The following is a 15,070-nucleotide window of genomic DNA, read 5'->3' as shown; positions in this document are numbered from 1 at the left end:
TTCCTGCCGCCCCTTTCCGGCAATCCGCTTCCGGAAATCCGCTTCCGGCAATCCGCTTCCGGAAATCCGGTTCCGCCCATTCGGTTCCGCCCATTCGGTTCCGGCCATTCGGTTCCGGCAATCGGGTTCCGGTATACTTCCGCGCGGGTGCTCACCCCACGGGGTGGCAGGATCAGCGTCGGTCGGGCCGCCACGCGGCTTTTCCGCGACCGATGCATGCACCACCCTCATCCAGACCATTTCACTGGTCGACTCTCCGCTTCCACGCGCTGTCACGCAACGCCGCCCTCCGCGCCTCCCGGCCGCGGGAGCCGCGGCGCCTGCGCGCGCGCCATTCCCTTCGCTTCCATCCCGGCATATCTGCCGGTATGTCTCCCGGTATAGCTCCCAAGAGAGGCCCCATGGCAATCGTACAAAGAAGACTCTCCAATACCTTCCAGCGCTTTTTCGAGTCCGAGAAGGCGGGTGGCATCCTGCTGATCGTCTGCACCGTCATTTCGCTGATATTGGCCAATTCGCCGATCGGCGACCAGTACCTCCATCTGTGGCATGTGAAGGTCGCCGGCCTTAGCGTCGAGCACTGGATCAATGACGCGCTGATGGCGATCTTCTTCCTGTTGATCGGCCTCGAACTCGAACGCGAGCTGTACAACGGCGAGCTGTCCAGCCTGCGCAATGCGCTGCTGCCCATCGTCGCGGCGGCCGGCGGCATTGCCGTTCCCGCACTGATCCACTTCGGATTCAACGGCGGCACCCCGACGCAGGCTGGCATCGGCATTCCGATGGCGACGGACATCGCCTTCGCGCTCGGCGTGCTGGCGCTGCTCGGCAGCCGCGTGCCGGCTTCGCTGAAGGTCTTCCTGACCGCGCTAGCCGTGATGGACGACCTCGGCGCCATCATCGTGATCGCGCTGTTCTACACGGCCGAGCTGGCGTTCGTCTACCTGCTCGGCGCCCTCGCGGTGTTCGGCGCGCTGCTGTTCCTGAATCGCGTGCTGCGCGTGATGTCGCTGATTCCCTATCTGCTGGGCGGCGCGCTGATGTGGTTCCTGATGCTGAAGTCCGGCGTGCACGCGACGATCGCCGGCGTGCTGCTGGCCTTCGCGATTCCGTTCTCCGCCCGACAGGACGACGCGGCATCGCCGTCGCATCGGCTCGAGCATGTGCTGCACCGGCCGGTGGCCTTCGTGATCCTGCCGATCTTCGCGCTGGCGAACACCGGCATCGTGATCGGCAGCGACTGGGCGCAGGAGCTGGCCTCGTCGAACAGCCTGGGCATCCTGGCCGGGCTGGTGGTCGGCAAACCGCTGGGCATCACGATCGTGAGCTTCCTGGCGGTCGCCATCGGCATCTGCAAGCTGCCGCTGGACCTGCGCTGGCGCCATGTGTTCGGCGCGGGCCTGCTGGGCGGCATCGGCTTCACGATGTCGATCTTCATCACCAACCTGGCCTTCACCGGCGAGCCCGGCGTGATCAATGCCTCGAAGATGGCGATCCTGCTGGCGTCGCTGAGCGCGGGTGTGCTGGGCTTCGTCTGGCTGAAGCTGTTCGGCAAGCCGGTCGCGTCCGATGTCGATATGGACACGATGGACTTCGAGTCGGACCAGGCACCGCCCGCGGGTGGCTCCGCGGTGCGCTGACCGCGCTATCTTGCGTCGTGCGAATGCACCTGCAGGGCCTCGAGGAAGCGCGACACCATGTTGTACGCCGCGATCGTCGCGGTCAGCTCGACCACATGCCGGTGCGAAAAGTGCCGGGCGATCTCCGCGAACACCGCCGGCTCGACGCGGATGTCGCGCGTCATCGCGTCGGTGTAGGCGAGGACCGCCCGCTCGACGTCGACGAACAGCGTGCTGTCGCGCCAGGCGGGCAACGCATCGAGCTGGGCCTGCGTCATGCCTTCCTTCAGCGCGATCGGCGCGTGCTGGTCGGCTTCGTAGGAAGCCCCGTTCAGGATCGCCACGCGCATGATCACCATCTCCCGCAGCGCGCCCGGCAAGGTGGACTTCTGGCGGATGGCGGTCAGATAGGTCAGCCAGCCCTCGGCGACGGGCGGCGCGTGCAGCAGCATCTGATAGAGGTGCAGCACGCTGCCGCGCTCGGCGGCGATCCGCTCGGCCAGCGGCTGAATGTCCGGCGCCGAAAGATCGGCGTAGGGAATGGCGGCCATGTCGATGTCCGTAGTGGGATGGATGGTTCGGTGTTTCAGTCGGCGAAGATCGCTTGCCGAAGATCGTTCGGCAAAGTTCGTTCGCCGAGGACGGCTCGGCGAAGATTGTTCGGCAAGGATCGTCGCCGGCAATCACTCGGCGACGATCACCTTGCGGCGCACGAGGTCGCCCATGGCGGCCGCGTCCTTGTTGACCCGGGCGGCGAACGCCTCGGGACTGCTGTTGACGATATCGAAGGCATTCTCCGCGAATCGCTTCGATACCTCCGGATCGTGCATGACCTTGTGGGTTGCCGCCAGCAGCTTGCCGCGGACCTCCGGCGGCAGGCCATGCGGCGCGACCAGGCCAATCCAGGTCGGATATTCGAAGCCCGGAATCACTTCGCTCATGGTCGGCACGTCGGGCAACATCGCCGAGCGCTTTGGCGAGCTGACGGCCAGCGCGCGGACCTTGCCGGCCTTGATATGCGGCAGCATCACCGACAGGCCGGCAAACGCATACTGGACATGGCCGCCCAGCAGATCGGTCAGCAACGGCGCCGCGCCCTTGTACGGGATATGGGTCGTCGCCAGCTGCCGGGCGAGCGACAGCTGCGCGCTGTTGACGTGCCCTGCCGACGCCGTTCCCGCCGAACCATACGACGTGTTCGGATTCGCCTTCAGATAGGTCACCAGCTGATCGAGATTGTTGGCCGGCAGCGCGTTGTTGACGACGAGCACCTGCGGCGTGGTGACCAGCAGGCTCAGGTAGTCGAACGACTTGAAGGTATCGAAGCGCAGGTTCTTGACCGTGTAGTGGTTCACCGCGTGCGAATCGAGCGCGAGCATCAGCGTATAGCCGTCCGGCTTCGCCCGCGCCAGGTCGGCCGCGCCGAGCGAGCCGCTGGCGCCGGGCTTGTTCTCGATGACGATCGGCTGGCCCAGCTCCCGTCCCAGCGCGCCGGAAATCGTGCGCGCGGTCTGGTCCACCGCGCCGCCGGGCGCGAACGGCACGATCAGGCGAATCGGCTGGCTCGGATACGCCTGGCTCCAGGCGGGCGCGGCGTGAAAAAGGGCAGCGGCGGCCAGCGCCGCGGCCCCAAGCAGGCGCCGGGATCGGTTTGTCATCGTTGTCTCCTTGTCGTTGTCGTTGTCGTTGTCGCTGTCGTTGTCGCTGTCGTTGCCGTTATCGATGGCAAGGCCGGCGAGAGCCTTGCCCATGCCATGCGGCAATGCCGCCGCTATCGCTGTTTATCTATCGCGTCGCGGCAACCAGCCCGCCGTCGACGACAATCTCGGTGCCGGTGATATAGCGGCTCTCGTCGGCTGCCAGGAACAGCACCGCGTGCGCGGTGTCCCAGCCATCGCCCATGCGCTGCATCGGCACCTGGCCATGCCGATGGGCGATGAACGCCTCGGTATCGCCGCCCGCATACTTGGCCGCCAACCCTTCGATCAGCGGGGTATGCATCAGGCCGGGCACCACGCAGTTCAGGCGGATGTTGTCCGGCGCGTGAATCACCGCGGTGGTCCGCGTGAAATGCATCAGGCCCGCCTTGGCCGCGGCATAGGCGACCTGCGGCTTGCCCACATAACGCAGCCCGGCCACCGAGGCGATATTGACGATAGCGCCGCCGCCCTGCGTCTTCATGATCGGCAGCACGTGCTTGCAGGCCAGGAACGCGCCCTTCAGGTTCACCTGCATCTGCGCGTCCCAGACCGCTTCGTCCATCTCGATGGGACCCCCGGGCTGCGACAGGCCGACGTTATTGACCAGGATATCGATGCGGCCATGGCGCGACAGGCAGGCCTGCACCGCGCGCTCGACCTGCTCGGCGCTGGTGCTGTCGCAGGCGAGCACATCGGCGTCGAAGCCTTCCGCGGCAATCAGTTCGCGCGTGCGCATCGCATGCGCCAGATGCAGGTCCGTGCCGAAGACTCGCGCCCCCTGCCGCGCCATCAGCATGGCGGTGGCGCGTCCGTTTCCCCACCCTTCGGCGACGGCGCCGCATCCCATGATCAGCGCTACCTTGCCGTTCAGATCCAGCATCTCGTCTCCGTTGTCGAGGTCTGCAAAGAAGTCCCGCAAAAGCTTGCGCGGCCCATTCTAGGGAGACTACATTTATTGCGGAAATTCCCTTTGTCTATAGATTGATAGCCCTGAAGAATGAATATCACGCCCCGCCAACTCCGGATCTTTCTCGCGCTGGCGCAATCGCTGAACTTCAGCCGCACCGCCGAGCAGTTCTTCGTCACGCAACCGTCGTTGAGCAAGGCCGTCAAGGAGATGGAGGAGGAGCTGGGCATCGCGCTGTTCGAACGGTCGACGCGCAGCGTGCGCCTGACGCCGGCGGGCGAGCAGCTGGTGCCGATGGCCCGCCGCATCGTCGGCGAGTTCGATTCCGGCCTGCGGCATCTGCAGAGCCGCGCGGAACAGGAGGCGCAGCGGCTGTCGATCGCCGCGCTGCCGTCGCTGGCCAATGTGTTGTTGCCCGGCGTCTGCGCGGCGCTGGAGAAGCGCTACCCGCATGCGCAGATCGCCGTGCACGACTGCGCGGACCAGGCCGCTGTCCAGCGCGTGATCGACTACCAGGTCGACTTCGCGCTGGCCTCCGCCTCGCCGTCGAACCCCGAGCTGCTGTTCCAGGAGATCCTGCGCGATCGCTTTGTGCTGCTGGCCCCGGCGCAGTGGCGCAAGCCCTTGCGCAAGCGGATGCACATGGACGAACTGGCCGGCCTGCCCCTGATCAGCATGACCGACCGCAGCACCGCGATGAAGTACATGAGCGCCGCGTTCCTGCAGCGCGGCGTGCAGTTCCGGCCGAAGCTGCAGCTGGACCAGATCGGCACCATCGCCGGCTTCGTCAAGGAAGGGCTGGGCATTGCGGTCCTGCCCTATCTCGGCATCATGCCGCTGCTGTCGCTCAAGGGCATGCGCGTGGCCGAGATCGTGGACGGACCGGTGCGGTCCGTCGGCCTGGTCAGCCGCAAGACATCGCCGCCCTCGGAAATCGCGGCGCGGGCCATGGCGGAGGTCGGCATCGTCGCCGACCGGCTGAAGCGGCGGTGGCCGGGCTGGATCTGGCCACCGGCCGCATAGCGTTGCCGCGGTCCTGCCCTGCCCGCGCTAGCGGCTGAACGCGGCCTGCAGGTCGGCCTGGCTGGTCACGCCCCGCTGCAACAGCAGCATCAGCAGGATGCGCGCCTTGGCGGGCTTCAGATCGTCCGCCATCACGGCGCCCGCGTCGAAGCTGGTCTTGCCGCCGCCGACGAAGCCGTAGTTCGGCAGCACGCGCCCGTTGTGCACGCGGGTCGAGATCACGACCGGCACCTTCTTCGACAGCGCGTATTTGACGGCCTCGAACATCGGCTGGTTCATGTTGCCCATGCCGAGCGCCTGCACCACGATGCCCTTGACGCCGCGGTCGACCGCGTTGCGCAGCGCCGCGCCGTCCGCCCCGCCGTACATCGCCACGATCTCGACCTCCGGCATCTTGTCGGTCTGGATCGGAATGTGCTGGCGGCGCGATGGGGTGCTGGTGTAGATCACGCGGTCCGGATATACCTCGCCGATAAAGCCGAAGTCGCCCGAGTTGAACGTCTCGACGTTCGAGGTGTGGGTCTTGGTGACGTAGCGGGCGGCATTGATCTGGTTGTTCATCGCCAGCATCACGCCCTTGCCCTTCGATTGCTCGTCGACGGCGATGCGCGCGGCGTTCAGCAGATTGCGCGGGCCGTCGAAGTCAGGCGACGATGCGTTGCGTTGCGCGCCGATCAGCACGACGGGCTTGTCCGAGCGCACCGTCAGATCGAGCCAGTACGCGGTTTCCTCCAGCGTATCGGTGCCGTGCGACACGATCACGCCGGCCACGTCGGGCCGATCGAGCGATGCCTGCACGGCCCGGGTCAGCGCGATCCAGCGCGGCGGGTCCATATAGTCCGACGGCACGTTGGACAGGTTGTTGACCTGGATGGTCGCGTACTTGCCGATATCGGGCACCGTGGCAAGCAGGTCGTCGCCCGATATCGCCGGCACCGGCGCATTCTTGACGGGATCGATCTTCATCGCGATGGTGCCGCCCGTGGCGATGAACTGCACCACGGGCTTGCCTTGCGCAAAAGCGGGGGCGGAGGCGGTGGCGGACGCGAACAACAGCATGCTGAGCAGGGCGCGGGTTGGCTTCATTCGAAGTCTCCTGGGATGTGATTATCGGAACCCGGGCCAGGCCTCTGCCTGGGACCGGCGGGTTCGCCTGCATTGGGCCACATCCTGGCACCGCGCGCCATCCGGGCGACTCCCCGGGTCCGCTGAACCCCATTCCCCGCATGCACCGGGGCGCCGCGCTACGCCCCGGCCGGAGACAGGCCCTGCATTACTTGCGCTGCGCCAGCGCGTTGCGGATCGCCGCCTCCGTTTCCGCGTACTGCCCTTCCCCGAAATGCTGGTAGACGACCTTGCCTTCCGCATCGACCAGATAGAGCGCGGGCCAGTATCGGTTGTGGTAGGCGGACCATGTCGCATAGCGATTGTCCTGCGCGACCGGATAGCGGATATCGAAGCGCTTGATCGCGGCCTGCACGTTGGCGGTCGACTTTTCGAACGGGAATTCGGGCGTATGCACGCCGACCACCACCAGTCCCTGGTCCTTGTATTTGTCGTGCCACTGCTTGATGTAGGGCAGCGTGTTGATGCAATTGATGCAGGAATAGGTCCAGAAATCGACCAGCACGACCTTGCCGCGCAAGCCCTCCATCGAAAGCGGCTGCGAATTCAGCCAGCGCTCGATGCCGGCGAATTCGGGGGCCCTGGTTTGATTGGGGATAGTGGAACCAGCAGCGGGACCAGCGGAGGAACCCACGGCGGAACCAACGGCGTTGGCGCCATTGCCGATGAAGCAGACCGCGGCGATGCCCGCGGCGGCCAATGTGGTGGCGAGAAGGGTGCGCATGATGTCGGACAGGTCGATTGGAATGATGGGATGCGGGGATGCGGGGATGCGGTGATGCGGGGATGCGGGGATGCGGGGCCGCGGACCGCGGAAGCCGGCCCTTGCCGGTCGCTGGACCGGCGCAGGGCCGCCACACGGTCAGACCAGCACGGTATCCACGTGGATGTTGCCGCGCGTTGCCTTCGAGTACGGGCAGATGCCGTGCGCCGCCTCGACCAGTGCGCGGGCCACCTCGCCGTCCACGCCCGGAATATGGACACGCAGCCGGGCCTGCAGCAGGAAGGCATCGCCGGCCATGGCCAGATCGACCTCGGCATCGACCGACGGCGCGGACGGCAGCGCCACGTTCAGCTTGCTGGCGGCCCTGCCCAGCGCGCCGATGTAGCAGGCGGACCAGCCCGCGGCAAACAGCTGCTCCGGATTGGTGCCGGCGCCCTTGCTTTCCGGCGGCGACAGCTTCAGGCTCAACCGGCCGTCGTCGCTGTGCGCCTCGCCGTCGCGTCCGCCGGTGGTGCGGACCTTGCCCGTGTACAGCACCTTGTCGATCTGGATCATCTGGATTTCCTCGCTGATTCGATGAATGGGATGGGTTCGATGATGGTCGTTTCGCGGGCCGGAGCGTCAGGCATAGGCGCCGTCGAGATAGGGATCGGCGCTGCGCGCCGGCTCGGCCGAGACGCCGGTGCGGTCCTGGCCGGCCAGCGTACGGGCACCGTCGCTGTACGGGTCGAACTGGCGGGCACCGTCGTTGAACGGGTCGGTCTGGCGCGCGCCGTCGCTGTAGACGCTGCGCGGCTCTTGCGCCGAGCGGGCGCCGCTGCTGTACGGGTCGCGTGCGTCGGCCACCGAGCGGGCCCCCTCGGTGTACGGGTCGCGTGCACCGGGCTGGCCCAAGCCGGCGGCGTGCGCACCTGCGGCCGTCGTAGCGGCAGCGGCGGCGAGCGAGAGCGCAAGGACGAAGCGCTTGGCGAATTGGGCGGTCATGATCGGTTTCCTTTAAAGAGAGTTGGTGTTGCAAGGTCTTGGGTAGTTGGGTATTGCGCGGTCCGGATCGCTTCGTTGGTGTTCAGCGCCGGGCCACGGATGCCATTTAAGGAGACCGACGTATCGCGCCCGTAGCGGATGTGGGGCGTTTTTGTCTGGGTGCGTATCGCGGCGGACGCCGGATACAAAGGCATACAAAGCGGGCAAAAAAATCGGCCCCGGGGGGCCGATGTCATAAGCAGAAGGGGCGCGGGAAGGGCGCGGGAAGGACGCGGGAAGGGGGCGCGGGAAGGCGCGCAGTCAGCCCAGCCGAACCTCCGCCGCCAGTCCGCCGCCCTCCCGATTGCGCAGCGTCAGCGTGCCGCCGATGGCCGCCGTCAGCTCGTGCGCGATTGCCAGGCCCAGGCCGGTGCCGCCGGTTTCCCGGCTGCGCGACTGCTCCAGGCGCACGAAGGGCTTGAGGACGGCCTCCAGCTGATCGTCCGGGATGCCGCTACCGCGATCGAGCACTTCGATCGCCACCACGTCGCGGTCGCGGCGCACGCGCAGTTCGGCCGATCCGCCGAACTTGATCGCGTTGTCGATCAGATTGGTCAGCACGCGCCGCAACGCGTGCGGCCGCGTGACGATGGCCCCGCCGGCGTTCTGCAGTACCGTGACGTCCTTGCCGGTGTCCTGGTAATCGTAGGCCAGGCTCTCGACAAAGGAGCCCAGATCGACCCGCGACGCCTTCTCGCCATCGCCATGCGCGCTGCGGGCGTACGCCAGCCCCTCCTGGACCAGCGTCTGGATCTCGGACAGGTCGTTCAGCATCTTGCGCTTCTCGTCCGAATCGTCGGCCATTTCGGCCCGCAGCTTCATCCGCGTGATCGGCGTCTGCAGGTCATGCGAAATCGCGGCGAGGATCTGCACCCGTTCCTCGACGAAGCGGGCAATGCGCCCGCGCATCGCATTGAACGCCCGCGCGGCACGGGCCAGCTCGGTCGGACCGGACTCGTCGAGCGGCGCGGACTGGGTGTTGGGATCGAGCGCATCGGCGGCATCGCCGAGCGCGACCAGCGGCCGGATCGCCAGCCGCACCGCAAACCAGCAGCACAGGATCAGCAACAGCAGCTGCAGGATCAATACATACGGCAGCCACTGCGCGATCGGCGTCATGCGCGGATGCACGTCGATGGTCAGCGGACTGCCATCGCTCAGCGTCAGATGCGCCTGCACGCGCTTGCCGTCGCCGGGAATCGACTCCACCCGCACCGGAAAACGCCCGCCGCTCGCTTCGGTGATCCGTTCGGCGATATCCCTGCCCCGCGCGGTCATCTCCGGCACGCCGGGCAGGCCGGTGCCAAGGATGTACTGGTAATTGCCGCGATTGACGCGCGGCAGCCACTGCGGCCGCTCCGCCGCGGGCAGCCGGTCCAGGATGGCGATCGACGTGGCGACATCGGTTTCCAGCGTGCCGAGCATCACCTGCCGCGCCGACATATAGCGCTCGGAAAACAGCACCGCGAACGACAGCCCATGCGCGACGACGAGGCCCGTCAGCAGGATCAGGAACAGGCGCGAGCGCAGCGTGCGGGGCCAGGCCCAGCCGGGGGCCTTCACTGCCGGGCCTCGCGAATCTCCACCGGCGCGGCGAAGACATAGCCCTCGCTGCGCACGGTCTTGATATAGCTGGGCTCGCGCGCATCGTCGTTCAGGCGCTGGCGCAGGCGGCTGACCAGCAGGTCGATCGAGCGCTCGAACATCTCGGCCTCGCGGCCCTGCGTCAGATTGAGCAGCTGGTCGCGATTGAGCACGCGCTGCGGATGGTCGACGAACACGCGCAGCAGCCGGTATTCCGCGCCGCTCAGCGCGACGATGGTGCCCTCGGCATCGATCAGGTGGCGCGCGGTGGTATCGAGCTGCCAGCTGCCGAAGGCGAGGATCTGTCCGGCCTCGGTGATCTGCAGGTTCGGCGGCAGCATGCGGGTACGGCGCAGCACGGCCTTGATGCGGGCCAGCAGTTCGCGCGCGGCGAAGGGCTTGGCCAGATAGTCGTCGGCGCCCATTTCGAGGCCGATGATGCGGTCGGTCTCGTCGTCGCGGGCGGTCAGCATCAGCACCGGCGTGGCCCTGTGCTTGCCGGCGCGCAGCTCGCGGCACAGCACCAGGCCGTCGTCGCCGGGCAGCATCACGTCGAGCACGATCAGGTCGACGGTATTGGCTTCCAGAAACGTGCGCATGTGGCGGCCATCGGGCGCCACCGTCACGCGCAGACCGTTCTTGGTCAGATAGGTCGAGACCAGTTCCCGGATTTCCCGGTCGTCATCGACGATGAGGATATGGTCGACGTGGGCGTCCATGGTTGTCACCGGCAGTTGAAGGAGAGTGAGAGGAGAGCGAGCGCAGAGCGATATGCCCACCGCCCCGGCATTGTATGGGGACGGCAAATCCGGGTGTATCGCAATGTATCCGGCCGGGAAGGCCCCACATTGCGGTACAAACTCGCCCCTTCGCGACACATCGCAGCGACGCCGGCCGGGTCTGATCGAGGGCAAGCCAACCCCTTGCCTGGAGACACGATCATGACCTTGCTGATTCTCGCCTACCTCGGCGGCGCCCTGACCATCCTGAGCCCCTGCATCCTGCCGGTGCTCCCCTTCGTGCTGAGCCGTACCGGACAGCCCTTCCTGCGCGGCACGCTGCCGATGCTGGCCGGCATGGCGCTGACCTTTGCCGCTGTCGTCACGCTGGCCTCGGTCGGCGGCGCCTGGGTGGTCCGGGCCAACGAATACGGGCGCCTGGCCGCGCTGGCGCTGCTGGCGGTGTTCGGACTATCGCTGCTGCTGCCCCGGCTTGCCGATGCGCTGGCCCATCCGCTGGTGGCGCTGGGCAACCGCCTCGCCGACGGGCGCGGCAACGGCAACAGCACCGTGTGGGGCTCACTCGGCCTGGGCGCGGCCACCGGCATGCTGTGGGCCCCGTGCGCCGGTCCGATTCTCGGGCTGGTGTTGACCGGCGCAGCGCTGAACGGCGCCAGCGTGTCCACGTCGCTGGCGCTGCTGGCCTACGCCGCCGGGGCCGCGACCTCGCTGGCGGCGGCGCTGGGCATCGGCGGCCGCGTGCTGGCCGCAATGAAGCGGTCGATGGGCGCGAGCGAATGGCTGCGCCGCGCGCTGGGGGTGGCCGTGCTGGGCGGCGTGCTGGCGATCGCCACGGGCGCCGATACGGGGCTGCTGGCCCGCCTGTCGACCAGCGGGCCGGCATGGCTGGAGCAGGTGCTGGTCGATGCGGTGGGACTGCCTGCCGGCGCGCACTAGGCCTGAGGGGACCGAGAGGGACCGAGGGCGCCGCTCAGCGCCGCTCGCCCCTCGGTTCCAGATACGGTTCCACCCGCGCCTCCCGCATCGCGTAGCCGCTGTCGCCCATCGCCGTCTCGGCGCGCTCGACGCGCAGCACGCCCTCGATCCACACGGTATCCATCGTGCGGATTCCCTGCAGCGGCGCCTTGGTCTTCACGTGGACGACCTGATTGACGGGCGGCGGCGGCACGTGGATGCAGGCGCCGAAGTACGGCACCAGCAGGAATTCGCGGATCGCCTCGCCCTCGCCGCCCAGCGACACCACGAAGCCCGGCAAGCGCACCGGCGAGCCGTCGAGCGACGGTTCGACCGGCGCCTCCTGCCAGTAGCGCTTTGCCTGCTCCAGCGCGGCCTGCGCGCGCGGATCGCCATCCTCCATCTGCGCCAGATCGAGGCCCTTCAGCGGCGCCAGCGGGTCCCATCCCTTCGGCAGCAAGGCGTCCCATTCGATTTCGCGATAGCTGGTGGGCGCAGCAGCGGCAGCAGGTCCCTGGCGTTCCAGCGTTTCGCCGATCGCGTATTTCGGCCGCGCCGCCGACGATGACCCGGACGCCTCCGCCGAATCGCCGCCGCGGCGGATCCACCAGAGGCCCGCGGCGCTCACGCCCGCCACCACCGCGAAGCCGCCTGCCGCGCGCAGCCACTTGCGGCGCCGCGGGTTGGTTTGCGCCGGGGTTGGCGTTTCGGTTCGCGTTTGCCTTGTCATGCCTTATGTCCTTGGATTGAGCCCGTCCGCCAGGCTCAGGCGGTAGGCGCGCCATGCCGGCAGCAGGCTCGCTGCAAACCCGGCCAGCACCAGCGCCGCCAGGATCGGCAGCTCCGCCGCGCTCGGCCAGGACACCGGCAACGCCACGCCAAGGCGCGCCTCGAGCCAGCCGGCCAGCAGCGCGCTGGTCAGCGACAGCAGCGCCACGCCCGCGGCGACGCCGGTCAGCATCAGCATCATGCCTTCGATGGCGAGCAAGGCCAGGATATCGCGCGGCCGCGCCCCCGCCGCGCGCAGGATCGCCAGTTCGCGGCGCCGCTCGCCGAGCGCCGCCAGGATCGACGAGGCCAGGCCCGCCAGTCCGATCACCGCGACCATCGCCGACACCGCACGCAGCGCGTTTTCGGCGATATCGACGAGGTCCCACAGCGCGTCGAGCGCCACGCCGGGCAGCACCGCCATCAAGGGCTCGCGCGTGTCCTGCGCGATCTCCCGCTGCAGCGCGAAGACGCGCGAGCGCAGCTTCAGGCCGACCAGCACCGCGGTGACGCTGTCGGGCGTCAGGTCGAACCGCCGCAGATGCTCGGGCGCGATCGCCGCGCCGGGCACGCGCGTGCCGCCCTGGAAATCGAGATGGATGGCCTGCATCGCCTGCAGGCCGATATGGATCGTGCGATCGACCGGCGTGCCGGTCGGCGCCAGGATGCCGACCACGGTAAAGGGCTTGTCGCCGTGCTCCAGGCGCAGCGCGCCCGGGGCCGCCACATCGCCATGGGTCAGCACGATCTGTTGTCCGATGCGATAGCCCAGGCGCCGGGCGACCTCGGCACCGAGCACCGCGTCGAACATGCCGTCAATCTTGCCGTCAACGCTGCCGTCAACGCTGGCGCCACTCGTCCCATCAGCCCCGCCGTCAATCTTCTCGCCGAAGGGCCGGCCCTGCGCGAGCCGCAGCGCGCGGCCGTCGCCATGGCGAAAATGCTCGAAATAGGCGGCCGTGGTCGCCAGCACCGGAAAGCCGCGATGCGAATCTCCCAGCGACAACGGGATCGTCCATGCGACCTGCGGATGGCTGCCGAGGCGTTGCACGCTGTCCCAACCGATGTTGTTGGTCGCGCCGCCGAGCCGGAAGACCGCATACAGCACCAGCTGGATCGGGCTGGTGCGGGCGCCGACGATCAGGTCCGTGCCCGACACCGATTGCGCGAAGCTGGCGCGTACCTGATGGCGGACCCGCTCGATGCCGAGCAACAGCGCCGTCGACAGCGCAATCGCCAGCACCATCCAGACCAGGTTGGCGCGGCGGTTCCAGGCGCTGCGCGCGGCAATCGCGATCAACGCCGTCATGGCCGTCCCCTCATGCCCGTCCCCTCATGCCGGCCGCTCATGTCCGCTCCTCACACTCGCCGCTCATGTCCGCCCCCTGATGCCCGCGTCTGAGGTCCGCCCCTGATGCCGTTTCTCCCTCTCCGGCGGCCGGCATCGTGAAGCGCCGGTCGAAGCCGGCCGCCAGCCGATCGTCGTGGCTGACCATCACCAGTCCGGCGCCGGAGGCGCGGCACTCCCGCTGCAGCAGCGCCATGAATGCGCCCTGCCGGGCGGCATCGAGAGAAGACGTGGGCTCGTCGGCCAGGATCAGTTCGGGCCGCCCCAGCAGCGCGCGCGCCGCGGCCACGCGCTGCTGCTGTCCCACCGACAGCTGCGCGGCGGGGCGCTGCCACAAGCTGGAAGGCATATCGAGCCGTTCGAGCAGCATGCCGGCCGCCTCCGTCACGCCTCCGGCTTGCTCGCAGGCGCGGGCCTTGCGGCTCGCGGAGAAGCGGCACGGCAGCAGCACGTTGTCCAGCACGGACAGATAGGGCAGCAGGTTCAGCTGCTGGAAGATGATGCCGATGTGGTCGGCGCGAAAGCGGTCGCGCCGGGCGGCCGGCAGCGCCGTCAGGTCGGTGCCGGCGACACGGATGGAGCCCTGGCGCGGCGCCACCACGCCGGCCAGCAGCGACAGCAGCGTGGTCTTGCCGCTGCCGCTCGGGCCGGACACGAACAGATGCTCGCCGCGAGCCAGTTCGAACGAATGCAGCGCCAACGCGCCGCCATCGCGCCCGGGCCAGCGAAAGGCGAGATTCCTGGCGGCGACGAGCGGCTCGCCGCGCTGCGCCTGTGGCATCGCGTCCGCCATCGCCCTCACCAGCGCAGGCGCGCCTGCGCCGGCGTCAGCGTCGCGCCCGACTGGCGCTTGTCGGTGGCGAGCTGCGCGGCAATCCGGCTGACGCCGGGGAACAGGCCGAACACGCGCACCTCGAGCGAGCGCAATGCCTCGGGCCGCGCGCAGCGGAAGCGGTAGTCCGCATCGAGGTCCGCATGCTGGTGCTCGCCCTGCGGCTCCCCGCGCGGCGCTTCGCCCTCGCCGGTCAGGCCGTGATGCAGCGCGCCGAAATGAACCTGCGCGGCCTCCAGGCGGCAATCCGCTTCGGGCGACGGCAGGAACAACGCCGCGCCGTCGCGCAGGCGCGCGATCGCCTGACGGACCTTCGCCCGCTCGGCGTCGGTGCGCGGCAGGCGCTCGAAGCCGAACACGTTGTCCAGCGGCGAGGCCAGAGAAATGGACAGCACCGGCCCTTCCACCGCGACGTCGAGCGTGGCCTGGCCATGGATATGCGGCTCCGCGGCGTGGGCGGGCGCGGCCATGGCGCTGATGGTGATCGCGGTGACGGTCATCGCGGTGATGGCCCTCGCGACGAAGGCGATGACCCGCAGCGGGCGCGAGAGTAGCGAATACATGTGTCGATCGTCCTTCTGCAACTCCCGTCCGTTCGCGGGGCGGGATAAAAGCGCGCACGCCTTTTGGGGCGTGCGTCGATCGATTAATGATAACTTATTATCAGTAGAGGGCCTGCAGGCCTCGCCGGCCACCCCGCGCCGGGGCGCGCGGGCTGGCGGG

Annotated in this window: 15 protein-coding genes and 1 pseudogene; 3 read left to right on the top strand and 13 right to left on the bottom strand. The window is 68.2% G+C overall.

Going from position 1 to position 15,070, the window contains the following annotated elements; translation table 11 throughout:
* Window positions 1-401: 401 nt before the first annotated feature.
* Entirely contained in the window at window positions 402-1,640 is a 1,239-nt protein-coding gene (gene nhaA / locus F1599_RS03710) for a Na+/H+ antiporter NhaA (RefSeq protein WP_150082218.1), read from the top strand.
* A 5-nt stretch (window positions 1,641-1,645) separates the two neighbouring features.
* Here nhaA and F1599_RS03705 read toward each other — a convergent pair whose 3' ends face one another.
* The 3 genes from F1599_RS03705 to F1599_RS03695 all read right to left on the bottom strand — a co-directional run bounded on the left by F1599_RS03705 (window position 1,646) and on the right by F1599_RS03695 (window position 4,199).
* Window positions 1,646-2,170 (bottom strand): carboxymuconolactone decarboxylase family protein, encoded by a 525-nt coding sequence (locus F1599_RS03705; protein WP_150082217.1) that lies wholly within the window; start codon window positions 2,168-2,170, stop codon window positions 1,646-1,648.
* 132 nt (window positions 2,171-2,302) lie between these two features.
* Window positions 2,303-3,370, bottom strand: a complete 1,068-nt coding sequence (locus F1599_RS03700) for a Bug family tripartite tricarboxylate transporter substrate binding protein (RefSeq protein ID WP_223819446.1) — start codon at window positions 3,368-3,370, stop codon at window positions 2,303-2,305.
* A gap of 34 nt (window positions 3,371-3,404) precedes the next feature.
* Window positions 3,405-4,199, bottom strand: a complete 795-nt coding sequence (locus F1599_RS03695) for an SDR family NAD(P)-dependent oxidoreductase (RefSeq protein ID WP_150082216.1) — start codon at window positions 4,197-4,199, stop codon at window positions 3,405-3,407.
* 117 nt (window positions 4,200-4,316) lie between these two features.
* Between F1599_RS03695 and F1599_RS03690 the strand changes: the two genes are divergently transcribed.
* Complete coding sequence (locus F1599_RS03690; RefSeq protein ID WP_150082215.1) at window positions 4,317-5,249, top strand: LysR family transcriptional regulator; 933 nt, start codon at window positions 4,317-4,319, stop codon at window positions 5,247-5,249.
* Between the two features lie 27 nt (window positions 5,250-5,276).
* Here the strand turns inward: F1599_RS03690 and F1599_RS03685 are convergent, their stop codons facing one another.
* From F1599_RS03685 to F1599_RS03660, 6 genes are all read right to left on the bottom strand, one after another.
* Window positions 5,277-6,308 (bottom strand): asparaginase, encoded by a 1,032-nt coding sequence (locus tag F1599_RS03685; protein ID WP_190286299.1) that lies wholly within the window; start codon window positions 6,306-6,308, stop codon window positions 5,277-5,279.
* 214 nt (window positions 6,309-6,522) lie between these two features.
* Complete coding sequence (locus F1599_RS03680) at window positions 6,523-7,098, bottom strand: thioredoxin family protein (protein ID WP_150082213.1); 576 nt, start codon at window positions 7,096-7,098, stop codon at window positions 6,523-6,525.
* Window positions 7,099-7,236: 138 nt separating this feature from the next.
* A complete protein-coding gene (locus F1599_RS03675; protein WP_150082212.1) occupies window positions 7,237-7,653 on the bottom strand; it encodes an organic hydroperoxide resistance protein in 417 nt (138 codons plus the stop codon).
* A gap of 66 nt (window positions 7,654-7,719) precedes the next feature.
* The gene (locus F1599_RS03670; RefSeq protein WP_150082211.1) at window positions 7,720-8,082 is read right to left on the bottom strand and encodes a hydroxyquinol 1,2-dioxygenase; all 363 of its coding nucleotides are present in this window, start codon (window positions 8,080-8,082) and stop codon (window positions 7,720-7,722) included.
* 300 nt (window positions 8,083-8,382) lie between these two features.
* The gene (locus F1599_RS03665; protein WP_149319539.1) at window positions 8,383-9,684 is read right to left on the bottom strand and encodes an ATP-binding protein; all 1,302 of its coding nucleotides are present in this window, start codon (window positions 9,682-9,684) and stop codon (window positions 8,383-8,385) included.
* The gene (locus F1599_RS03660; protein WP_150082210.1) at window positions 9,681-10,424 is read right to left on the bottom strand and encodes a response regulator; all 744 of its coding nucleotides are present in this window, start codon (window positions 10,422-10,424) and stop codon (window positions 9,681-9,683) included. Before F1599_RS03660 ends, F1599_RS03665 begins: the two co-directional genes overlap by 4 nt.
* A 222-nt stretch (window positions 10,425-10,646) precedes the next feature.
* Between F1599_RS03660 and F1599_RS03655 the strand changes: the two are divergent.
* Window positions 10,647-11,357 (top strand): annotated as a pseudogene (locus F1599_RS03655) (cytochrome c biogenesis CcdA family protein); the annotation flags it as partial.
* A gap of 58 nt (window positions 11,358-11,415) precedes the next feature.
* On the opposite strand, the gene F1599_RS03650 reads toward F1599_RS03655, so the two are convergent.
* The 4 genes from F1599_RS03650 to F1599_RS03635 are packed head-to-tail and all read right to left on the bottom strand — an operon-like array spanning window position 11,416 to window position 14,910.
* Window positions 11,416-12,129, bottom strand: coding sequence for a DUF3299 domain-containing protein (locus F1599_RS03650; protein WP_223819445.1), 714 nt, complete (start codon window positions 12,127-12,129; stop codon window positions 11,416-11,418).
* A gap of 3 nt (window positions 12,130-12,132) precedes the next feature.
* Window positions 12,133-13,476 (bottom strand): ABC transporter permease, encoded by a 1,344-nt coding sequence (locus F1599_RS03645; protein ID WP_150082209.1) that lies wholly within the window; start codon window positions 13,474-13,476, stop codon window positions 12,133-12,135.
* Window positions 13,477-13,513: 37 nt separating this feature from the next.
* Window positions 13,514-14,308 (bottom strand): ABC transporter ATP-binding protein, encoded by a 795-nt coding sequence (locus F1599_RS03640; RefSeq protein ID WP_223819444.1) that lies wholly within the window; start codon window positions 14,306-14,308, stop codon window positions 13,514-13,516.
* Between the two features lie 5 nt (window positions 14,309-14,313).
* Window positions 14,314-14,910, bottom strand: a complete 597-nt coding sequence (locus F1599_RS03635) for a DUF2796 domain-containing protein (protein ID WP_150082208.1) — start codon at window positions 14,908-14,910, stop codon at window positions 14,314-14,316.
* Window positions 14,911-15,070 lie beyond the last annotated feature (160 nt).

Source organism: Cupriavidus cauae (assembly GCF_008632125.1).
Lineage (GTDB): Bacteria > Pseudomonadota > Gammaproteobacteria > Burkholderiales > Burkholderiaceae > Cupriavidus > Cupriavidus cauae.
The sequence above is the reverse complement of the archived record's forward strand: the minus strand, read 5'-3'. Positions and strand labels throughout refer to the sequence as shown.

Coding starts and splice junctions, on each gene's coding strand:
- nhaA (WP_150082218.1), top strand. CDS start 402: ATGGCAATCGTACAAAGAAGACTCTCCAATACCTTCCAGCGCTTTTTC.
- F1599_RS03705 (WP_150082217.1), bottom strand. CDS start 2,170: ATGGCCGCCATTCCCTACGCCGATCTTTCGGCGCCGGACATTCAGCCG.
- F1599_RS03700 (WP_223819446.1), bottom strand. CDS start 3,370: ATGGGCAAGGCTCTCGCCGGCCTTGCCATCGATAACGGCAACGACAGC.
- F1599_RS03695 (WP_150082216.1), bottom strand. CDS start 4,199: ATGCTGGATCTGAACGGCAAGGTAGCGCTGATCATGGGATGCGGCGCC.
- F1599_RS03690 (WP_150082215.1), top strand. CDS start 4,317: ATGAATATCACGCCCCGCCAACTCCGGATCTTTCTCGCGCTGGCGCAA.
- F1599_RS03685 (WP_190286299.1), bottom strand. CDS start 6,308: ATGCTGTTGTTCGCGTCCGCCACCGCCTCCGCCCCCGCTTTTGCGCAA.
- F1599_RS03680 (WP_150082213.1), bottom strand. CDS start 7,098: ATGCGCACCCTTCTCGCCACCACATTGGCCGCCGCGGGCATCGCCGCG.
- F1599_RS03675 (WP_150082212.1), bottom strand. CDS start 7,653: ATGATCCAGATCGACAAGGTGCTGTACACGGGCAAGGTCCGCACCACC.
- F1599_RS03670 (WP_150082211.1), bottom strand. CDS start 8,082: ATGACCGCCCAATTCGCCAAGCGCTTCGTCCTTGCGCTCTCGCTCGCC.
- F1599_RS03660 (WP_150082210.1), bottom strand. CDS start 10,424: ATGGACGCCCACGTCGACCATATCCTCATCGTCGATGACGACCGGGAA.
- F1599_RS03650 (WP_223819445.1), bottom strand. CDS start 12,129: ATGACAAGGCAAACGCGAACCGAAACGCCAACCCCGGCGCAAACCAAC.
- F1599_RS03645 (WP_150082209.1), bottom strand. CDS start 13,476: ATGACGGCGTTGATCGCGATTGCCGCGCGCAGCGCCTGGAACCGCCGC.
- F1599_RS03640 (WP_223819444.1), bottom strand. CDS start 14,308: ATGGCGGACGCGATGCCACAGGCGCAGCGCGGCGAGCCGCTCGTCGCC.
- F1599_RS03635 (WP_150082208.1), bottom strand. CDS start 14,910: ATGTATTCGCTACTCTCGCGCCCGCTGCGGGTCATCGCCTTCGTCGCG.